This window comes from Herbaspirillum aquaticum, assembly GCF_002213425.1.
In the GTDB taxonomy this organism is placed as follows: Bacteria; Pseudomonadota; Gammaproteobacteria; order Burkholderiales; family Burkholderiaceae_D; genus Herbaspirillum; species Herbaspirillum aquaticum.
The window spans coordinates 94318-115266 of record NZ_NJGV01000014.1 but is presented as its reverse complement, the minus strand read 5'-3'; the positions used below and the strand labels follow the sequence as shown (position 1 = coordinate 115266).

The following is a 20949-nucleotide window of genomic DNA, read 5'->3' as shown; positions in this document are numbered from 1 at the left end:
ACTAGCCTGCCTTTTCTTGGTGCGGACGCTAATTACTTAGCTTCAGCTGCCTTCTTTGCCTTCTTGGCCTTCTTTGCCTTCTTGGCCTTCTTTGCCTTCGGAGCAGCGGCTTCAGCCTTCGGCGCTTCAGGCGCGGCCGGAGCTTGTGCGAAAGCAGCAGTTGCGAACAGACCAGCGATCAGAGCGGCGATCAATTTTTTCATTTTGCGTCCTTCAATTCAACATGTTAGGGATGTGAGGCAAACGATGATTCGTGCGAATCACTGCCAATAACGGCGCGCGCGTATGAAGGTTGACATCACTTCTGATCTTTTTTATGAGGTTTCGGGAAGAAGTGGGCAGTCCTGGATGCTTCGAATCTTGTCAGATTGTTCATGCGGCGCTCAGGCATCCAGCTCCTGCAGATCGACTTCGCGCCATTCCCCGGGCATCACCGGATGGGTCGCCAGCGAGAACGGGCCGATGGCGATGCGCACCAGGCGCAGCGTGGGCAGCCCCACTGCCGCCGTCATGCGGCGCACCTGACGGTTCTTGCCTTCGCTGATGGTCAGGGCGATCCAGCTGGTGGGCTGGTTGGCACGCTGGCGGATGGGCGGCGTGCGCGGCCAGATCCAGGCAGGTTCCTGGATCAATCGCGCCTCCCCGGGCTGGGTGACGAAGTCGCCCAGGTCCAGCGGATTGCGCAGGCGTTGCAGCGCTTCTGGCGTGGCCAGGCCTTCCACCTGCGCCAGGTAGGTCTTGGGCTGCTTGCGGCGCGGATGGGCGATGGCGTGCTGCAGCTTGCCGTCATCGGTGAGCAGCAGCAGGCCTTCACTGTCGGCATCGAGCCGGCCGGCAGGATAGATGTTGGGGATGTCGAGGTAATCGGCCAGCGTCTGGCGCTCGGGATGGGCGGAGAACTGGCTCATCACGCCGAAGGGTTTGTTGAAGAGGATCAAAGGCATGCGCTAGTGTCGCAAAAAGATGGCCTTGCGTAAAATCCTGATGCATAATCGATTGGATATGTCCTATGTCTTATATAAGACTTGGTGATTGCAATCCGGAATTTTCCCGGCTGAAAATCCGGAAATCTCTTAAAATTCCCCGCTTGTATGGCAAATCATGCAAGGTCCTTTGCGATCTGTATGGGCTTTGCCGCTGATGCTTCCTAACGCTACCGCCTCAACCGTCGGAGACCACGATGTCGTACCAACATATCCAAGTGCCTGCAGAAGGGCGCAAGATCACCGCCAATGCCGATGACACCCTCAATGTCCCGAACAATCCCATCATTCCCTTCATCATGGGTGATGGCGTGGGCGTGGATGTCACGCCGGTGATGCTCAAGGTGGTCGATGCTGCGGTGGAGAAGGCCTACGGCGGTGCGCGCAAGATCCACTGGATGGAAATCTACGCGGGCGAGAAGTCGACCAAGCTCTATGGCGCCGATACCTGGCTGCCGGAGGAAACGCTGGATGTGCTCAAGGAGTACCTGGTCTCGATCAAGGGGCCGCTGTCCACGCCGGTCGGTGGTGGCATCCGTTCCCTGAACGTGACCATGCGCCAGCAGCTGGACCTCTACGTCTGCCTGCGACCTGTGCGCTATTTCAAGGGCGTGCCCTCGCCGCTGAAGGAGCCTGAGAAGACCGACATGGTGATCTTCCGCGAAAACTCCGAAGACATCTACGCCGGCATCGAATGGCAGGCGGGTACGCCGGAAGTGAAGAAATTGATCGAATTGCTCACGCGCGAGATGGGCGTCAAGAAGCTGCGCTTCCCGGAGACCTCGGCGCTGGGCATCAAGCCGGTCTCGCGCGAAGGCACCGAGCGTCTGGTGCGCAAGGCCATCCAGTACGCCATCGACCATGACAAGCCCTCCGTGACGCTGGTCCACAAGGGCAACATCATGAAGTACACCGAAGGCGCTTTCCGTGACTGGGGCTATGCGCTGGCCGGCCGCGAGTTCGGCGCCGAGCTGATCGACGACGGCCCGTGGATGCGCCTGAAGAACCCCAAGACCGGCCGCCAGATCGTCATCAAGGATGCCATCACCGATGCCTTCTTCCAGCAGGTACTGATGCGACCGGCCGAATACAGCGTCATCGCCACCATGAACCTGAACGGCGACTACATTTCCGACGCCGTGGCGGCGCAGGTTGGCGGTATCGGGATTGCTCCGGGTGCCAACATGTCCGATTCGGTCGCCGTGTTCGAAGCCACCCATGGCACCGCGCCGAAGTATGCCGGCAAGGATTACGTGAACCCCGGTTCCAGCATTCTTTCCGCAGAAATGATGCTGCGCCACATGGGCTGGATCGAGGCGGCAGACCTCATCATCACGGCCATGCAGAAGTCGGTTTCGGCCAAGCGCGTGACCTATGATTTTGCGCGTTTGCTGGAGGGGGCGACGCAGGTATCGTGCTCGGGCTTCGGTGAAGCGATGATCGAAAACATGTAAAGCCGCCATACTGCTTCAGCAGCTTGTTCTGCTGACGTGATGACGAAAAAACAACAGACAGCCGGCATTTGCCGGCTGTTTTTGTTTTGGGCGCAAGTTGTTGGCAGGCAGGGATGCACGGACGGCAGCGCCGAGCAAAAGTGTCGCCCCAATGAAAAAAGCCCCGCAAGAGCGGGGCTTTTAGAGAAACCGGGGTTTAAGCGGCGTTCTGGATGTTCGAAGCTTGCTTGCCTTTGGGGCCTTGCGTAACGTCAAACTGGACTTTTTGACCTTCTTTCAGGGTCTTGAAGCCGTTCATCTGGATTGCGGAGAAGTGAGCGAACAGATCTTCGCCGCCGTCATCCGGAGTGATAAAGCCAAAGCCTTTGGAATCATTGAACCACTTGACAGTACCTGTTGCCATAAAAGCATCTTTCAAAATTAACTATTCACACGAGCCGTCAAAGCAAGAAGCATCGCGCGTCACGCAGCCCCCCTTAAACCTGCCCCCTATCGTATCGATGAGCTGTTACATTTAGTAACTACTAATCAATGAATTCCATTGTTCTCGGTCGAAATCCAAAAGTCAAGCAGTTTTCACGTTCCGCTTTGTGGCCCTGTTTGAGCGATGGGGAAAGAAACCCTTGATTTAGGATAAATCATCGTCATCTGCGCAAGGTCCGGAAAACAAGTAATATCTATCTCATCTAGAGGTTACGTGATCATTGTGCGTTGCACAGCTTTGATGGTCGAATAAACGCATGGCAACCAAGCACGAAAATGATGGCGGTACAGTCCTGGAACGGCAGGAGGCAAAACTCAAGCCGCCCCCGATGTACCAGGTTTTATTGTTGAACGATGACTATACGCCGATGGAATTCGTCGTCGCAGTCATCCAGCAGTACTTCAACAAGGACCGTGAAACCGCGACGCAGATCATGCTCAAGGTTCACCGCGATGGGAAGGGAATGTGTGGTGTGTATCCCAAAGATATCGCATCCACAAAAGTGGAACTCGTTTTAACCCACGCTCGAAAAGCAGGGCACCCCCTGCAATGCGTGATGGAGGAAGCATGATTGCGCAGGAACTCGAAGTCAGTTTGCACATGGCCTTTGTCGAAGCCAGACAATCGCGCCATGAATTCATTACCGTGGAACACTTGCTGCTCGCGCTGCTGGACAATCCTTCGGCGGCCGAAGTGCTGCGCGCCTGCTCGGTGAACATTGATGATCTGCGCAAGACGCTGACCAATTTCATCACCGACAACACGCCCACGGTCCCCGGCACCAATGAGGTGGACACCCAGCCCACGCTGGGCTTCCAGCGCGTGATCCAGCGCGCCATCATGCACGTGCAGTCGGCCTCCAACGGCAAGAAGGAAGTCACCGGTGCCAACGTGCTGGTGGCCATCTTCGGCGAGAAGGATTCGCACGCGGTGTACTACCTGCACCAGCAGGGCGTGACCCGCCTGGACGTGGTCAACTTCATCTCGCACGGCGTGCGCAAGGACCAGCAGGCTGATCCGCAGAAGGCTCCGGAAGGCGCCGAAGACGTGCAAGCCGAAGGCCAGCAGAAGGAAAGCCCGCTGGACCAGTTCACCCAGAACCTGAACAAGGCTGCGGCCGAAGGCAAGATTGATCCGCTGATCGGCCGCGATTCCGAGGTCGAGCGCGTCATCCAGACCCTGTGCCGCCGCCGCAAGAACAACCCGCTGCTGGTGGGCGAAGCCGGTGTCGGCAAGACCGCCATCGCCGAAGGCCTGGCCTGGCGCGTGACGCAAGGCGACGTGCCCGAGATCCTGAAGAATGCCGTCGTGTATTCGCTGGACATGGGCGCGCTGCTGGCCGGTACCAAGTACCGTGGCGACTTCGAGCAGCGCCTCAAGGCCGTGTTGAAGCAATTGAAGGACAGCCCCAATGGCATCCTCTTCATCGATGAAATCCACACCATCATCGGTGCGGGCTCGGCGTCGGGCGGCACGCTGGACGCGTCCAACCTGTTGAAGCCGGCGCTCTCGAGCGGCCAGTTGAAGTGCATCGGGGCGACCACCTATACCGAATTCCGTGGCGTCTTCGAGAAGGATCACGCGCTGTCGCGTCGCTTCCAGAAGATTGATGTGAACGAACCGACCGTGGAGCAGACCGTGCAGATCCTGCGTGGCCTGAAGTCCAAGTTCGAGGAACACCATGGTGTGAAGTATTCCGCTTCGGCCCTGACTTCGGCAGCCGAACTGGCGGCGCGTTTCATCAATGATCGTCACCTGCCCGACAAGGCCATCGACGTGATCGACGAAGCCGGTGCTGCCCAGCGCATCCTGCCCAAGTCCAAGCAGAAGAAGACCATCGGCAAGCCGGAGATCGAGGAAATCATTTCCAAGATCGCCCGCATTCCGCCGCAGTCCGTGAACCAGGATGATCGCGCCAAGCTGCAGACCATTGACCGCGACCTGAAGAACGTCGTGTTCGGCCAGGATCCGGCCATCGAAGCGTTGGCCTCGGCCATCAAGATGGCACGTGCCGGCCTGGGCAAGACTGACAAGCCGATCGGCTCCTTCCTGTTCTCCGGCCCGACCGGCGTGGGCAAGACCGAAGTGGCCAAGCAGCTGGCCTTCATCCTGGGCATCGAGCTGGTACGGTTCGACATGTCCGAATACATGGAGCGCCACGCCGTGAGCCGCCTCATCGGCGCGCCCCCGGGCTATGTCGGTTTCGACCAGGGCGGCCTCTTGACCGAAGCCGTCAACAAGAAGCCGCATGCCGTGCTGCTGCTGGATGAAATCGAGAAGGCGCACCCCGACATCTTCAACATCCTGTTGCAGGTGATGGACCATGGCACGCTGACCGACAACAACGGCCGCAAGACCGACTTCCGCAACGTGATCATCATCATGACCACCAACGCGGGGGCCGAGAGCCTGCAGAAGCGCACCATCGGCTTCACCGAAAAGAAGGAAGCCGGCGACGAAATGGCGGACATCAAGCGCATGTTCACCCCGGAGTTCCGCAACCGTCTGGATGCCATCATCAGCTTCCGCCCGCTGGACGAGGAAATCATCCTGCGCGTGGTCGACAAGTTCCTGATGCAGCTGGAAGAGCAGTTGCACGAGAAGAAGGTGGAAGCCGTCTTCTCCGACAACCTGCGCAAGTTCCTGGGCAAGAAGGGCTTCGATCCGCTGATGGGTGCACGTCCGATGTCGCGCCTGATCCAGGACCTGATCCGCAAGGCGCTGGCCGACGAACTGCTGTTCGGCAAACTGGTCAGCGGCGGCCGCGTGACGGTGGAGATGGACGACAAGGAGCAGATCAAGCTGGAATTCCCCGAGGGCGACGATTCGTCCCCGCCGGAAGAGCCGCAAGAAAAGCTCGAAGTCGAATAAGCGCATCAGGCTAGCCACCAAGGCCACGTCGGGAAACCGGCGTGGCCTTTTTGTTTGCAGCTGGCTTCACTTTCACCACGCAAACAAAAACGGCGCGGTCTTCACCGCGCCGTCTTCACTTCAACTACTTCAACTCACCGCATTTACGGCACCAGCGGCTTGCCCGCTTCCTGCTTGGCCTTCACGATCTGCGTGACCTTGTCGATCATCGAGAGGCGATAGGCGGTGGCGGGATGCAGCGCCGTGTAGCCGTTGGGCACACTGGCCGGATACTGGTCGGCCAGGCGCTTCCAGAATGCCGGAACGTTGTCGATGCTGTAGCCGGCGCGCGCGAGCAGGTACAGCGAGAGCGTATCGGCAGCCGCATCCAGGTCTTGCGGATAGACCCGGATGCCGGCGGTACCGGCCGTGGTGGTCGGGTCCGGATGCGGCAGCAGCAGGTTGTCGATCACTTCGGCAATCGTCGAGACCATGCGCTGGCGGATGGCGTGGCCGAGGATGTTGTGCGCCATGTCCTTGGCGATCAGGTAGGCCAGTTCATCATCGGACTGGGTGAACTTGAGCATGCCGCGGGTAATGAGCACGCGGCGGCCATCGGCATAGGTGTTGACGTTGTCGGCATTGCCCAGCTCGATGCTGAAGGCGCAGGCGAAGGTCAGCGGGACATTGACGGTGGTGTTCTGGCCGTTGCGCTGCACGCCCAGCGCAATGGGGGACTTCTTGACCACCAGCGGGCTCAGCAGCACGGCGGCCTGGCGTTCGGCATCGGTGCCTTGTGGCATCGGCTTGCCTGCCACCGAGATCAGGAAGTCGCCACGCTGGATGCCAGCCTGGGCAGCGCCGCTGCCCGGCAGTACGCCGGTGACCTGCAGGCGGTCGTCATAGCCCAGGCTACGCGCCGTCTCTGCATATTCGATGGGGAAGGAGTAGCGGTTCTTGGCGGTAAAGCCCAGCAAGTTGCGGGCATTGCCGCGGCAGAGCTGGGCATTGCTGGTCAACAGCGGCGCAGCGACGCGGTAGAGCCGGTCCTGCTGCGCGATCAGTTCGCGCAATTGTGCCTGCTGGGGGTTGTCGGCCACCGGGCGCGGCGCCTGGGTGGGGGTGGCCACCGGTTTGGACGGCGTGGCGGTGACCGGACCGGGTTCCTGGGTGGCGCAGGCGGCCAGGACGGCCAGCGGCGCCAGGACGGCGAGGGTTTTCAGTTTCTGCCACCGGGGCAGGGGGGATACGAGCATGCGGTTCTCCATCAGTGTTTGCCTGTGCTGCCGAAACCACCGGCGCCGCGATCGCTGCTGTCGAATTCATCCACCACATTGAAGCCGACCTGCAGTACCGGCACGATCACCAGCTGCGCCAGGCGTTCCATGGGGTTTAGGACAAACTCGGTGCTGCCGCGGTTCCACGTCGAGATCATCAACTGGCCCTGGTAATCCGAATCGATCAGCCCGACCAGGTTGCCCAGCACGATGCCATGCTTGTGGCCCATGCCGCTGCGCGGCAGGATCACGGCCGCGTAATTGGGATCGGCCAGGTGGATCGCCAGGCCCGTCGGGATCAGGTGCGTGGCACCCGGTGCCAGGGTCAGCGGCGCATCGATGCAGGCCCGCAGGTCCAGGCCGGCGCTGCCGGGAGTGGCGTAGGCGGGCAGCTGGTCTTTCATGCGGGGGTCGAGGATCTTGATGTCGATGGTCTTCATGATGCGTAATCGGATTCAAAAAACAAAACGTACGCAAGCGTACAAAAGACACGGCCCGCAAGACGCGGGCCGTGCACCGTCAGGCCGCCATGCGGCGCGCGATCTCGCGCACCAGCTGGCGGGCCAGGGTCTGCTTGTCCGCGCGGGGCAGGGCGCTGTGGCCCTGGGCGTCGAACAGCATGAGAGCGTTGTCATCCCGGCCAAAGGTCTGGTGGCCGATATTGCCGACCAAGAGCGGAATGTTCTTGCGGATGCGCTTGGCCGCGCCATATTGCTCCAGGTTCTCCGATTCGGCCGCAAAGCCCACGCAATAGGGGCGCTGGGGCAGGGCGGCGACGGTGGCCAGGATGTCGGGGTTTTGGACGAACTCCAGCTGCGGGGTATCGTGTTCGTCCTGTTTCTTCAGTTTCTGCTCGCTGGCATTGGCCACGCGCCAGTCAGCGACGGCGGCAACGGCGACGAACAGGTCTTTTTCCTTCACATGGGCTAATACCGCCTCATGCATCTGCAGGGCCGTCTGCACGTCCACGCGCAGCACGCCGTAAGGGGTGTCCAGCGCCGTCGGGCCGGACACCAGGGTGACTTCCGCACCGGCTTCACGCGCCGCACGCGCGATCGCATAGCCCATCTTGCCGGAAGACAGATTGGTGATGCCGCGCACCGGATCGATGGGCTCGAAGGTCGGCCCGGCCGTGAGCAGCACGCGGCGGCCCGCCAGCAGCTTGGGCTGGAAGGCCGCGACGATCTCCTCCAGCAATTGCGCCGGCTCCAGCATGCGGCCCTCGCCGACCTCGCCACAGGCTTGCGCGCCCGCGTCCGGGCCCAGCAGCAGGATGCCGTCCTCGCGGATCTGGCGCACGTTGCGCTGGGTGGCGGGGTTCTGCCACATCTCCACGTTCATGGCCGGGGCCACCATCAGCGGTACCCGTGCCGGACGCGCCACGCACAAGGTCGAGAGCAGGTCGTCGCACTGCCCGTGCGCCAGCTTGGCGATGAAATCGGTGGAGCAGGGCACGATGACGACTGCATCGGCATCGCGGGTGAGATTGATGTGCGGCATGTTGTTGTCCATGCGCGCATCCCATTGGTCGGTGTAGACCGGGTTGCCGGTGAGGGCCTGCATGGTGACGGCGGTCATGAAGTGCGTGGCCGCCTCGGTCATCACCACGTGCACGGTGGCACCGGCGCGGCCCAGTTCACGCGCCAGCATGGCGGCCTTGTAGCAGGCCACGCCGCCGGTCAGGCCCAATACGATTTTCTTGCCAGCCAGATCCATTGTTTGCTCCCGGAATGCGGCGTACCGCAGGCGTGTTCAGACTTGCAGACGTGCGGACTTGCCTTACTTCTTGGAGACGCGGCGCAGTTCGTCCACGACGAACAATACCGCACCCACGCAGATCGCACTATCGGCCAGGTTGAAGGCCGGCCAGTGCCAGTTGCCGACGTAGACGTCGAGGAAGTCGATCACATGTCCATACACCACGCGATCGATGACGTTGCCGATCGCACCGCCCAGGATGAGGGCCAGGGCCCAGCAGAACATGCGCTGGCCGGGATGCTTGCGCAGCAGGTGGATGATGAACACCGCCGCACCGATGCCGATGGCGGTGAAGAGATAGCGCTGCCAGCCACCGCTGGCGGCCAGGAAGCTGAAGGCCGCGCCCTTGTTGTAGACCAGGACCAGGTTGAAGAAACCGGTCACCGGCAGCGATTCGCCGTAGTGGAACAGTTTCAGTATGGTGATCTTGGTGAGCTGGTCCAGCAGCAGCACGATGGTGGCGATGCCCAGCCAGGGCAGCAGCCCTTGGGTGGTGGACGAAGAGCCGGAAGAGGAGGAGCGCTTTTTGGTTGCCATGGATGTTCTTGTTGGAGTGGACGGCCCGCTGCATTCAGGTGCAGCGGGCCGCTAGCAAGGCCGTCCCGCCCGGATCAGGCGAAGCGACGCTGTTCGCCCTGGCCGAACAGGTTGCTGTAGCAGCGACCGCACAGGCCCGGATGATCGGCATGAGACCCGACATCAGCGCGATAGTGCCAGCAACGTTCACATTTCTGATGCGCCGAAGGCGTCACCACCACCGCTTCCTCTTCCACCGTGGCCACCGCGGTGACGCGGGCAGCGGAGGTGATGAGGACGAACTTGAGGTCATCGCCCAGGCTTTCCAGCAGGGCGGCCTTGTCGCCGGCGACCTTCAGTTCCACTTCGGCCTGCAGGGAAGAGCCGATGCTGCCGGCGATACGCACTTCTTCCAGCTGCTTGGTGACTGCTGCGCGCACTTCGTGCAGCACGGCGAACTTGTCCAGCAGGGCCTGGGCATCAGCCACTTCCGGCAGGGCGTAATAGACCTGCGAGAAGATGGTTTCGCCGCTGGCCTCGAAGGCCTCCTTGCCGGCGAAGAAGCGCCAGGCTTCTTCGGCCGTGAAGGACAGGATCGGTGCCATCAGGCGCAACAGCGACTGGGTGATGTGCCACACCGCGGTCTGGGCCGAGCGGCGAGCAGCCGACTCCACGCCGCTGGTGTAGAGGCGGTCTTTCAGGATGTCCAGGTAGAAGCCGCCCAGGTCTTCCGAGCAGTACATCTGCAGCTTGGCCACCACCGGGTGGAATTCATAGGTCTCGAAGTGCGCCAGCACCTCGCCTTGGAGGCGCGCCATGTTGGCGATCGCATAGCGGTCGATTTCCAGCATCTGCGCCACCGGCACGGCGTGTTGCGCCGGATCGAAATCGGAGGTGTTGGCCAGCAGGAAGCGCAGGGTGTTGCGGATGCGGCGATAGGCTTCCACCACCCGTTTCAAGATTTCATCCGAGATCGACAGCTCGCCCGAGTAGTCGGTCGAGGCCACCCACAGGCGCAGGATTTCCGCGCCCAGCGAGTCCGAGACCTTCTGCGGGGCCACCACGTTGCCCTTGGACTTGGACATCTTCTTGCCCTCGCCATCGACCACGAAGCCGTGCGTGAGCAGGGCCTTGTAAGGCGCGCGGCCATTCAGCATCGACGATGTCAGCAGCGACGAGTGGAACCAGCCGCGATGCTGGTCCGAGCCTTCCAGGTAGAGGTCGGCCGGGAACTGCGACTGCTGTGCGTGCGAGCCGCGCAGAACGGTCTGGTGGGTGGTGCCGGAATCGAACCAGACGTCCAGCGTGTCACGGTTCTTGACGTAGTGTTCGGCATCGTCGCCGAGCAATTCCTTGGGATCCAGCGCCTGCCAGGCCTCGATGCCGCTTTTCTCGATGCGTTGGGCGACCTGCTCGATCAGCTCGGGCGTACGCGGATGCAGTTCACCGGTTTCCTTGTGCACGAAGAAGGCCATGGGCACGCCCCACTGTCGCTGGCGCGACAGCGTCCAGTCCGGACGGTTGGCGATCATGCCGTGCAGGCGCGCCTTGCCCCAGCCGGGGAAGAAAGCGGTGTCCTCGATGCCTTGCAGCGCGGTCTGGCGCAGGCTGGGGCCGCCATCCTTGGGCGTGTTGTCCATGCTGGCGAACCACTGCGAGGTGGCGCGATAGACGATGGGGGTCTTGTGGCGCCAGCAGTGCATGTAGCTGTGGTCGAACATGACCAGCTTGAACAGCGAACCCACTTCTTCCAGCTTGGCGCAGATGGGCTTGGAGGCTTCCCAGATGGTCAGGCCGGCAAACAGCGGCAGCCAGGAGGCGTAACGGCCATCGCCCATGACCGGATTGAGGATGTCGTCATCCTTCATCCCGTGCGCCTTGCAGGAGATGAAGTCTTCGATACCGTAGGCCGGTGCCGAGTGCACGATGCCGGTACCGCTGTCGGCGGTCACGTATTCACCCAGGTAGATCGGCGACAGGCGGTCGTAGCCGGCATCGGCCTTGGCCAGCGGATGATGGAAGCGGATCAGGGACAGCTTCTCGCCGGTGGTGGTGGCGATGATCTTGCCTTCCAGGCCGAAGCGCTGCAGGCAGGATTCCACCAGGTCCTTGGCCAGGATCAGCAGGGTGGCTTCGCCGTTGCGGCTGGTCTCGACCAGCGCGTATTCGAATTCCGGATGGACGTTCAACGCCTGGTTGGACGGGATGGTCCAGGGCGTGGTGGTCCAGATGACGATGTAGCCGTTGCGGGTCGGCAGGTCGGCCAGGCCGAAAGCGGTGGCGACCTTGTCGTGTTCGGCAAACGGGAAGCCGACATCGATGGCCGGGTCGCGCTTGTCCTGGTATTCCACTTCAGCCTCAGCCAGCGCCGAGCCGCAGTCGAAGCACCAGTTCACGGGCTTGAGGCCGCGATAGACGTAACCCTTCTCCAGGATCGTGCCGAGTGCGCGCAGCTCGTCGGCTTCGTTGGAGAAGTTCATGGTCTTGTAGGGGTTGTCCCATTCGCCGAGCACGCCCAGGCGGATGAAGTCAGCCTTCTGGCGTTCGATTTGCTCGCCTGCGTAGGCGCGCGCCTTGGCCTGCACTTCGGCCACCGGCAGGTTCTTGCCGAACTGCTTTTCGATCTGGATCTCGATGGGCATGCCGTGGCAATCCCAGCCCGGCACGTATTGGGCGTCGAAGCCGGCCATGTTGCGGGCCTTGACGATCATGTCCTTCAAGATCTTGTTGACGGCGTGGCCGATGTGGATGTCGCCGTTGGCATACGGGGGGCCGTCGTGCAGGATGAACTTCGGGCGGCCGGCCGAGGCCTTGCGGATGCGCTCGTAGACCTTCTTTTCCTGCCATTCCTTGACCCACTGCGGCTCGCGCTTGGCGAGGTCGCCGCGCATGGGGAAGCCGGTTTCGGTCATGTTGACCGGGTATTTGGAGGGCGCCTTGCCGGCTTTTTCCGGTTTGCCGGGCTTGGCGGAAGATTCGTTGTTGGACATGACAGAGCTTTCGTTGAATGCAGGTTGATTCCGGGGCCAGGCAGGGCGTCACAAGCAGGGCGCGCTGCGGCAGGCAGGATGCAGGATGGGGCGGCTGGACAGCTGCGGGAGCAGGGCTCCGGCAACCGCCCAGCGTTCAAATTCGGTCGGTGGCCGAGACGGCGAAGCCGGCGTTTTCACGGAACCAGGCGCGGGCATTGTCCACGTCACGGGCAATGGCCGTGGTCAGCGTGGGCAGGTCGACATACTTTTCTTCGTCGCGCAGCTTCTTGAGGAATTCCACCCGCACCAGCTTGCCGTAGCAATCGCCCTTGAAGTCCAGCAGGTGGGTTTCCAGCAGCACCCGGCCGCTGTTGTCCACCGTCGGACGCACGCCCAGGCTGGCCACGGCCGGCAAGGGCTGTTCGGCCAAACCGTGCACCTGCACCACGAAGATGCCCGAGAGCGCAGGACGCTTGTGGCCCACGCGCATGTTCAGCGTCGGGAAACCGATGGTGCGGCCCAGTTTCTTGCCGTGCACGACCCGGCCGCTGATGGCGTAGGGATGTCCCAGCAACTGTTGCGACAGGGTGAAATCGCCCTCGGCCAGCGCCGCGCGCACGGCCGACGACGAGATGCGCACACCGGCATTGGTCACCGTGGGCAGGGCATGGACCTCGAAGCCGTGCTGCTTGCCGGCCGCGATCAGGGTATCGAGCGTGCCGGCGCGGCGCGCGCCGAAGCAGAAGTCGTCACCGACCATGAGCCAGCGCACGTGCAGGCCCTGCACCAGGATCTTCTCGATGAAGTCCTGTGGGGAGAGGGCGGCGAAATGGCTGCCGAAATGCTCCACCACCACCCGGTCGATGCCGGAATGGGAGAGCGCTTCGAGCTTGTCGCGCAGGTTGGCGATGCGCGCCGGGGCGCGTTCGGGAGTGCCGGCCAGCTGGGCGAAGAATTCACGCGGATGCGGTTCGAAAGTCATCACCGCCGCGTCCAGCCCCAGGGTGCCGGCGGCCTCGCGCACGCGCGCCAAGAGGGCCTGGTGGCCCAGATGCACGCCGTCGAAATTGCCGATGGTCAGCGCGCACGGGGCGCGCGATTCGGCTGTGGGAAGTCCGCGAAATACCTTCATTGAGCCGCTGGAAAGATGCGCTGTTGCAAAAGCCTTCCATTATAAATGGTTTCGGAGGCTTTCCTTGATTTGGTGGCGGCTTGGCACGGATCAAGCCGCCTGAAGCCGACAGGCAGCGCAATTTTTCATATTTCACCAGGGAAATATTGACAAACTTTCATATGAAAGCTTCTTCCCGGCAGGGTCAGCGGGCCAGCGCCGCTTCGGGCTCCTGGAGCTGGCGTGCCTCGGCCAGCATCCAGATGGTGATCTTCCTGACTTCCAGCTTGCTCTGGGTGATATGGGCACGCAGCAGGATCTGGGCTTCGGTAGCCTTGCGCTTGGCGATCAGTTGCAGGATCTTGCCGTGTTCCTCGTAGGTGGCGTCGATGCGCTTCTTCTTGAGGAAGTCCAGCCGGCGCACGATGCGGATCTTTTCCGTCACCTCGGTATGCACCCGGGTCATCTCCACATTGCCGGCTGCGGCCACCAGGTTGGTATGGAAGGCTTCGTCCAGCTCGGCCACCTTGACGGCATCGGTATGGCGCGCTTCCGGTTCGGCCAGCCAGATGGCGTTCAACTGGTCCAGTTCGGCCGTCGGCTCCTGCTGGCTGCAGAGTTTCTCCAGCGCGGCCATTTCCAGCACGATACGCAGGTCGTAGAGATTGTCGAGGCGGTCGAAGTCGATCGGGCAGACCTTCCAGCCGCGCCGGAATCCCACTTCCAGATAGCCCTCGCGTTGCAGCCTGAACAGTGCATCCCGCAAGGGCGTGCGCGAGACGCCCTGGCGCTGGGCCATTTCGGTCTCGGTGAAATTGTCTCCCGGCAGCAGCCGGAAACTGAAGATGTCGTCCTTGATCCGGTGATAGACCTGTTCGGCGAGCGGGTTGGCGACGGTGACGGTCATGGTGCGGGCATTCTGGTTCTGGGTGGCTGCGGACTCATGCCATCAGGCTGACATGGGCGGCGACGATGCGCCAGCCTTCGTCCATGCGCACCCAGGTTTGCATCTGGCGGCCGATGCGATCGGACGTATGGTCGGTGAATTCAGTGGAGACCGTAGCATAGTCGCTGCCGAAGGTGGTGACAACGGTGCGATGCAGCTTGCGCGAGGCCGGCACCGGGGTGCAGGTCTTGCGGTACTGGCGGATCGCCTCGCCGCCCAGCAGCACTTCGCCCACACCATAGCGCACGGTTTCGGGGGCATACCAGAACCAGCGGTCCAGGGCCGGGATGTCGTTGATGAGCAGGGCGTATTCGTAATCCGTAAAAGCTTGTTCGACCTCGGCCACCACATGGGGCAGGTTCACTTGCATCATGGCGTTTCTCCGGTATAGGCGGCTACGGCGCTGTGCAGCTGCGCCAGCGGCGCACGCCAGCCGACGATGCCACCTTGGGCGGTCAGCATCTCCAGCGTGGCGCGATGGAATTCAGGGAAATAACTGGCGCAGGCATCTTCCACCACCAGGCATTCATAGCCCCGGTCATTGGCCTCGCGCATCGACGTCTGCACGCACACTTCCGTGGTGACGCCCGCCACCAGCAGGTGGGTGATGCCGCGCTCCTGCAGCTGCGCGTGCAGGTCGGTGGCGTAGAAGGCGCCCTTGCCGGGTTTGTCGATGACGATCTCGCCGTCGAGGGGCGCCAGTTGCGGCAGGATCTGGTTGCCGGGCTCGCCACGCACCAGGATGCGGCCCATCGGGCCGACATCGCCGATGCCCAGCGTCGGGTTGCCGCGCAGGCGCTTGGCGCGCGGGCAGTCCGACAGGTCGGGCAAATGCGATTCTCGGGTATGGACCACCAGCATCTGCGCCTGGCGTGCCAGCGCGAGCAGCGCCGCCACGGTCGGCACGATCGCGCCCAGGGGCCGCACATCATTGCCCAGCGCACTGCCGAAGCCGCCTTCTTCGACGAAGTCGCGCTGCATGTCGATGACCACCAGCGCGGTGCTGCGCGGATGGAACTGATAGGGATAGGGGAAGGCGTCGATACGGATCATGCGGCCTCGGCGTGGGTAGATTGTTCGGAGTGGCCCGCCATCCAGCGGCCCAGGGCGGCGCGGTCCGCACCTTGCGTGGCTACGTCCTGGGCCACGTGCACGATGCGGCCCTCGGTCATCACCAGGATGCGGTCGGACAGTTCCAGCAGTTCGTCCAGGTCTTCGCTCAACAGCAGCACCGCCGCGCCGCGTGCGCGCGCTTGCAGCAGGCGGGCATGGATGTCGGCCACCGAGGCGAAGTCCAGCCCGAAGACCGGATTGGCGACGATGAGCACGTTGGCCGCGCCTGCATTGCCCTCTTCGCCCAGCTCACGCGCCAGTACGGCACGCTGCACGTTGCCGCCGGAGAGCGTGCCGATGGGGCGTTCCGGTGCAGGCGGCTTGACGTTGAAGGCGGCGATCAGGGACTGCGCCTGGCGCTTCATGGCGCTGCGGTCCACGCGCCAGCCGCTGCGCTTGAAGGGCGCGACATCGAAATTGCGCAATGCCATGTTCTCGGCCACGCTCATGCCGGCGATGCAGGCGTTGCGCAGCGGTTCTTCCGGTAGCGCGAAGACACGCAGCCGTCGCATCTCCTCGCGCGTGGCCGCATAGGGCGCATCCTCGATGCGGATCTCGCCCAGCAGGTGGCGGCGCTGGCCCAGCAGGGCTTCCACCAGTTCCTTCTGGCCATTGCCGGAGATACCGGCCAGGCCCACGATTTCACCGCGCTTCACTTGTAGCGAGAGGGCCCGCACCGCAGCCACGCCGCGATCGTTGTTGACGGTCAGTTCCTTCACTTCAAGCCCGAAGCGGGCCTGCGCTGGCACGGCTGGCCGCTCCACCTGTTTTTTCTCGGCGCGCGCGTGGCCCATCATCCAGTGCGCCAGGGCATCCGGCGTGGTGTCGGAAACCCGGGCACTGCCGACCAGGCGGCCCTTGCGCAGCACCGTCACATCGTCGGCATAGGCAGTCACTTCGTGGAACTTGTGGGTGATCATCAGCACCGTGAGTTCCTGCTGGCGCGTGAGGGCATGCATGAGTCCCAGCACCTCGTCGGCTTCCTGCGGGGTCAGCACCGAGGTCGGTTCATCAAGGATCAGGAAACGGCGACGCAGATAAAGCTGCTTCAAGATTTCCAGCTTCTGTTTTTCGCCTGCGGAGAGGCTGCTCACCGCGCGCTCCAGCCCCAGCTTGAAGGGCATGCGCGCCATGAATTCTTCCAGCACGGCGCGCTCGCTGCGCCAGCGGATGCGCCAGGGCAGGTCGCCGCGCGCCAGCAGCAGGTTCTCGGCCACGGTCAGGCTGGGGGCCAGCGTGAAGTGCTGGTAGACCATGCCGATGCCGAGCTGGTTGGGTACGCGCGCACTGCGGATCTCCACCTCGCGGCGGTCGGCCACGATGCTGCCCTGGTCCAGCGGGCTGTAGCCGACCAGGCCCTTGACCAGCGTGCTCTTGCCCGCACCGTTCTCGCCCAGCAGTGCGTGGATGGTACCGGCGCGGATCTTCAGCGACACCTCATCGAGCGCACGAAAGCTGCCGAAGGATTTGCCGGCATTGATGATCTCCAGCTCCAGGGCGTGCATGTCAGGCCCCGATCACATCGATCAGTGCGGCCGCATCGGAGACCGCGCCGAACACGCCGCCCTGCATCTTGATCATGGACAACGCCGCCAGGTGGTTGTTGTGGTCGGTCGCGCCACAGCAGTCCGCGAGCATCACGCATTCGAAGCCACGGTCATTGGCTTCGCGCATGGTGGTATGCACGCAGACATCGGTGGTGATGCCGGTGAGCACGATGTTGCGGATGCCACGCGTGTGCAGGATCATTTCCAGGTCGGTGGCACAGAAGGAGCCCTTGCCCGGCTTGTCGATGATGATCTCGCCGGCGATGGGGGCCAGTTCGGGAATGATTTCCCAGCCCGGCTCGCCGCGCACCAGGATGCGGCCGCAGGGGCCGGCGTCGCCGATGCCCACGCCGTTTGTGCCGATCTGGCGAGAGCGCCAGCGCTTGTTGGCCGGCAGGTCGGACAGGTCAGGGCGATGGCCTTCGCGGGTATGGATGATGGTGTAGCCCCCGGCGCGCATGGCGGCCAGCACTTTCTTGATCGGCTCGATGGGCGCGCGCGTGAGCGACAGGTCATAGCCCATCTTGTCCACGTAGCCGCCGATGCCGCAGAAGTCGGTCTGCATGTCGATGACGATGAGCGCGGTATTGGCCGGGGTCAGGGCACCGTCATAGGGCCAGGGATAGGGTTCGGCCTGGATGTAGCGTTCGGACATGGTTTCTCCTTGGGGCAAGTGGATTTATCGGGTCAGGCTCAGCTCGCCCGGTGCACTCGACAGCGTGCGATCGGGGCGGCAGGTGAGGATCATGATGAACAGCGTGAGCGCATACGGCGCCGCGTTGAAAAGGTAGTAGCCGGAGGTGACGCCCACCGCCTGCAAGGCCGGGCCCAGTGCACCGGCGGCACCGAACAGGAGCGCGGCCAGCAGGCAGCGCCACGGCTGCCAGCGCGCGAAGATCACCAGCGCGACCGCCATGAGACCCTGGCCGCTGGAGAGTCCCTCGTTCCAGCTACCGGGGTAATAGAGCGACAGGTAGGCACCGCCGACGGCGGCCAGGAATCCGCCTGCGGCCGTGGCCGCAATGCGCGTGCCGGTGAGGCGGTAACCAAGCGCGCGTGCGGTCTCGGCATGGTCGCCCACCAGCCGCAAGGCCAGTCCCCAGCGCGTAGCCGACAAGCCCCACTGCAGCACCAGTGCGAGCACTACGCCGATGAAGAACAGCGCATTGATCTGCAGCGCATGGTGCAGGCGGTCATTGCTGCTCCAGGCACCCAGGTCGATGGAGGGCAACATCGGCGCCTGCGGCTGGATGAAGGGTTTGCCGAGGAAGAAAGCCAGCCCCGTCCCCAGCAGCATAAGCGCGATGCCGAAGGCGATGTCGTTGACGCGCGGCAGCGAACACACCACGCCATGCAACACCCCCAGCAAGAGTCCCGCACAGCCCGCCGCCAGCACACCCAGCCAGGCCGAGCCGCTGTAGAAGGAGGCCGCGTAACCGGTCATGGCACCGCAGACCAGGATGCCTTCCAGGCCCAGGTTCACGCGTCCGCCTTTTTCGGTCAGGCATTCGCCCAGGCTCACGAAGAGAAACGGTGTACCCACCCGGATCGCGCCCGCGAAGAGCGCCAGCAGCAGGGTGGTGAGATCGATGTCATGCATGGCCGGCCTCCTTGGCGGGGATGACTTGTGCCTGTTGCTGCCAGCGCAGCTTGAGTGCGGACAGGCGCCCGGTAATGGCTTCCCAGGCCAGCAGGTTGCAGAACAGCAGGCCCTGCAGGACCAGCGTGGTGGCGTCGGGCAGGTCCAGGCGCCGCTGCAGCAGGCTGCCGCTGGCTTCCACGCCGCCGATGACCAGCGCGCAGACGATGATGGCCAGCGGATTCTGGCGCGCCGCAAAGGCCACCAGGATGCCGGAGAAACCATAGCCGGCCAGCAGCGCACTGGTGGCGCTGCCCTGCACGGCACTGACCTCGAACATGCCTGCCAGTCCCGCTGCGGCACCGCCGAGCGCGCAGGCCGTCAGGATGAGGCGATTGACCGGCAAGCCCACCAGCCGCGCCGTACGGACGTTGCCGCCGACCACGCCCATGGCGAAACCCGGGACGCTATGGCGCAGGAACACCCAGGCAGCCACACAGGCCAGCGCCCCCCAGGCCAGGCCCCAATGCACTTCCAGTCCCGGCAGCGAGCCCACCAGGTAAGGATCGGGCAGCGGCAGGGTCGAGGGTTTGTTCAGGCTGGCCGGATCACGCAGCGGCCCTTCCACCAGATGCTTGAAGACGGCCACGGCCAGATAGGACAGCAGCTGGCTGGAGATGGTCTCATTGACCCCGCGCCACTGGCGCAGGCCGCCGCACAGCGCGATCCACAGCCCGCCGGCCAGCATCGCCGCCAGCGCCATGGCGGCCAGCATCACCAGCGAGGGCAGGGCCGGCAGCAGTTGCGGCATCACTGCCGCCGCCAGTCCGCCCAGCGCCAGCGCACCTTCCCCGCCGATGACGATGAGCCCCACGCGCGCCGGCAAGGCCACGCACAGCGCCGTCAACAGCAGGGGCGCGGCGCGCTGCAGGGTGTTCTGCCAAGCGAACAGGGTGCCGAAGGCGCCCTGGAAGATCAGCAGGCAAGCCTCGCCCGCCGGCTTGCCCTGCACCAGCAGGAACAGCACGAACAGCAGCAGCGTCCCGGCCAGCGCGCACAGCGTGGGCAGGGCCGGTGCGCTGCCGTTGAGCAGCGCCGAGCGCAAGCGGTGCCAGGGCGAGGTGGCGGCAGCCGCCACCCCGGGAGCGGGGAGGGATGTCATGAGACCGTCCTGCATCAAGGATCAGCAATCAGACCTGGCCGACCACGCCGGCCACCAGGTAATTCATCTTCTCCAGCGCCACATCGGTCTGGACCTGGGTGGTGCCGGCCGGGATCACGGTATTGCCCTTGTTGTCCTTGATCGGTCCCTTGAAGATCTGGAACTTGCCGGCCAGCATCTGCGCCTTGATCTCGTCGGCCTTCTTCTTGGCCGGCGCGCTCACTGCCGCGCCATAGGGCGACATCTTGACGAAGTCATCCTTCAGGCCACCGCGCAGGAAGTTGATCATCGGCTTGCCCTCCAGCGTGGCCTTGACGATCTCGGTATAAGGCGTGGCCCAGTTCCACTCGGCACCGGTGAGGTAGCCCTTGGGGGCCAGCGAAGCTTGGCTGGCGTGGTAGCCGGTGGTCATGATGCCGCGCTTCTCAGCCGTCTCCACGATCACCTTGGGGCCATCGACGTGGCAGGTGATGACATCGCAACCCTGGTCGATGAGGCTGTTGGCGGCTTCGGCTTCCTTGACCGGCAGCGACCAGTCACCGGTGAAGATGACGTGGCAGGTGATGGACGGATCGACCGACTGCGCGCCGAGGGTGAAGGCGTTGATGTTGCGCAGCACTTGTGGAATCGGCTTGGCGGCGATGAAGGCCAGTTTCTTGCTCTTGCTCATGTGGCCGGCCACCACGCCCGAGAGGTATTCGCACTCTTCGATGTAGCCGAAGAAGCTGCCCACGTTCATGGGATGCTTGCCCGCCGTCCACAGGCCGCCACAGTGGGCGATGCGCACCTTGGGATATTTTTCGGCGATCTTGAGGACGTGCGGATCGAAGTAGCCGAAGGAGGTCGGGAAGAGCAGGGTCGCGCCGTCCTGCTGGATCATGGCTTCCATGGTCTTTTGCACGGCCACGGTCTCGGGCACTTTTTCTTCCTCGATCACCTTCACGCCGGGCATCTTCTTGATGATGGCGGCGGCTTGCGCATGCGACTGGTTGTAGCCGAAGTCGTCGCGCGCGCCGACGTAGATGAAGCCCACGGTCAGCGGGCCGGCAGCCAGCAGTTCCAGCGGGAAGGCAGCGCCCAGTGCGGCAGCTCCGGACAGTTTCAGAAAATCGCGGCGGTTTTGCATGTTGTTGCTCCAGTGTGATCGTGGATGGTTGGGGTGGGGCAAGACAAATTCGGTACTTCTTTCGGGACAGG

At 63.2% G+C, this 20949-nt stretch carries 20 protein-coding genes; 3 read left to right on the top strand and 17 right to left on the bottom strand.

Annotation, left to right across the window (positions count from 1 at the left end):
* Positions 1-32: 32 nt before the first annotated feature.
* A complete protein-coding gene (locus CEJ45_RS24930; protein WP_006463172.1) occupies positions 33-203 on the bottom strand; it encodes a hypothetical protein in 171 nt (56 codons plus the stop codon).
* A 180-nt stretch (positions 204-383) separates the two neighbouring features.
* A complete protein-coding gene (locus tag CEJ45_RS15585) occupies positions 384-944 on the bottom strand; it encodes a pseudouridine synthase (protein ID WP_088755988.1) in 561 nt (186 codons plus the stop codon).
* 236 nt (positions 945-1180) lie between these two features.
* Between CEJ45_RS15585 and icd the strand changes: the two genes are divergently transcribed.
* A complete protein-coding gene (gene icd / locus CEJ45_RS15580; RefSeq protein WP_088755987.1) occupies positions 1181-2437 on the top strand; it encodes an NADP-dependent isocitrate dehydrogenase in 1257 nt (418 codons plus the stop codon).
* 196 nt (positions 2438-2633) lie between these two features.
* Here icd and cspE read toward each other — a convergent pair whose 3' ends face one another.
* Entirely contained in the window at positions 2634-2840 is a 207-nt protein-coding gene (gene cspE, locus CEJ45_RS15575; protein ID WP_006463169.1) for a transcription antiterminator/RNA stability regulator CspE, read from the bottom strand.
* Between the two features lie 337 nt (positions 2841-3177).
* Between cspE and clpS the strand changes: the two genes are divergently transcribed.
* Both clpS and clpA read left to right on the top strand, forming a co-directional pair.
* Positions 3178-3492, top strand: coding sequence for an ATP-dependent Clp protease adapter ClpS (gene clpS, locus CEJ45_RS15570; protein ID WP_034330154.1), 315 nt, complete (start codon positions 3178-3180; stop codon positions 3490-3492).
* Entirely contained in the window at positions 3489-5792 is a 2304-nt protein-coding gene (clpA, locus tag CEJ45_RS15565) for an ATP-dependent Clp protease ATP-binding subunit ClpA (protein WP_088755986.1), read from the top strand. The genes clpS and clpA overlap by 4 nt, the downstream gene beginning before the upstream one ends.
* Before the next feature lie 143 nt (positions 5793-5935).
* Here the strand turns inward: clpA and CEJ45_RS15560 are convergent, their stop codons facing one another.
* From CEJ45_RS15560 to CEJ45_RS15495, 14 genes are all read right to left on the bottom strand, one after another.
* Positions 5936-7027 carry a M48 family metallopeptidase gene (locus CEJ45_RS15560; RefSeq protein ID WP_187697691.1) on the bottom strand — a complete coding sequence of 364 codons (1092 nt, stop codon included), beginning with the start codon at positions 7025-7027 and terminating at the stop codon, positions 5936-5938.
* Between the two features lie 11 nt (positions 7028-7038).
* A complete protein-coding gene (gene dut / locus CEJ45_RS15555; protein ID WP_088755984.1) occupies positions 7039-7488 on the bottom strand; it encodes a dUTP diphosphatase in 450 nt (149 codons plus the stop codon).
* 79 nt (positions 7489-7567) lie between these two features.
* Positions 7568-8764 (bottom strand): bifunctional phosphopantothenoylcysteine decarboxylase/phosphopantothenate--cysteine ligase CoaBC, encoded by a 1197-nt coding sequence (gene coaBC, locus CEJ45_RS15550; protein ID WP_088755983.1) that lies wholly within the window; start codon positions 8762-8764, stop codon positions 7568-7570.
* Positions 8765-8827: 63 nt separating this feature from the next.
* Complete coding sequence (lspA, locus tag CEJ45_RS15545) at positions 8828-9343, bottom strand: signal peptidase II (protein WP_088755982.1); 516 nt, start codon at positions 9341-9343, stop codon at positions 8828-8830.
* Positions 9344-9417: 74 nt separating this feature from the next.
* Positions 9418-12312 carry an isoleucine--tRNA ligase gene (ileS, locus tag CEJ45_RS15540; RefSeq protein WP_088755981.1) on the bottom strand — a complete coding sequence of 965 codons (2895 nt, stop codon included), beginning with the start codon at positions 12310-12312 and terminating at the stop codon, positions 9418-9420.
* Between the two features lie 136 nt (positions 12313-12448).
* Positions 12449-13426 carry a bifunctional riboflavin kinase/FAD synthetase gene (locus tag CEJ45_RS15535; RefSeq protein ID WP_088755980.1) on the bottom strand — a complete coding sequence of 326 codons (978 nt, stop codon included), beginning with the start codon at positions 13424-13426 and terminating at the stop codon, positions 12449-12451.
* A gap of 184 nt (positions 13427-13610) precedes the next feature.
* The gene (locus tag CEJ45_RS15530; RefSeq protein ID WP_088755979.1) at positions 13611-14312 is read right to left on the bottom strand and encodes a GntR family transcriptional regulator; all 702 of its coding nucleotides are present in this window, start codon (positions 14310-14312) and stop codon (positions 13611-13613) included.
* Positions 14313-14346: 34 nt separating this feature from the next.
* A complete protein-coding gene (gene hpxZ / locus CEJ45_RS15525) occupies positions 14347-14724 on the bottom strand; it encodes an oxalurate catabolism protein HpxZ (RefSeq protein ID WP_088755978.1) in 378 nt (125 codons plus the stop codon).
* A complete protein-coding gene (locus tag CEJ45_RS15520) occupies positions 14721-15404 on the bottom strand; it encodes a cysteine hydrolase family protein (protein ID WP_088755977.1) in 684 nt (227 codons plus the stop codon). Before CEJ45_RS15520 ends, hpxZ begins: the two co-directional genes overlap by 4 nt.
* Positions 15401-16969: an ABC transporter ATP-binding protein gene (locus CEJ45_RS15515; protein ID WP_088755976.1), complete on the bottom strand. Its 1569-nt coding sequence runs from the start codon at positions 16967-16969 to the stop codon at positions 15401-15403. The genes CEJ45_RS15520 and CEJ45_RS15515 overlap by 4 nt, the downstream gene beginning before the upstream one ends.
* A 1-nt stretch (position 16970) precedes the next feature.
* A complete protein-coding gene (gene biuH, locus CEJ45_RS15510; RefSeq protein WP_088755975.1) occupies positions 16971-17666 on the bottom strand; it encodes a biuret amidohydrolase in 696 nt (231 codons plus the stop codon).
* A 24-nt stretch (positions 17667-17690) separates the two neighbouring features.
* Entirely contained in the window at positions 17691-18611 is a 921-nt protein-coding gene (locus CEJ45_RS15505; protein WP_088755974.1) for an ABC transporter permease, read from the bottom strand.
* A complete protein-coding gene (locus CEJ45_RS15500; protein ID WP_241517355.1) occupies positions 18604-19752 on the bottom strand; it encodes an ABC transporter permease in 1149 nt (382 codons plus the stop codon). Before CEJ45_RS15500 ends, CEJ45_RS15505 begins: the two co-directional genes overlap by 8 nt.
* 28 nt (positions 19753-19780) lie before the next feature.
* Complete coding sequence (locus CEJ45_RS15495) at positions 19781-20878, bottom strand: BMP family ABC transporter substrate-binding protein (RefSeq protein ID WP_034330116.1); 1098 nt, start codon at positions 20876-20878, stop codon at positions 19781-19783.
* Between the last annotated feature and the right edge of the window lie 71 nt (positions 20879-20949).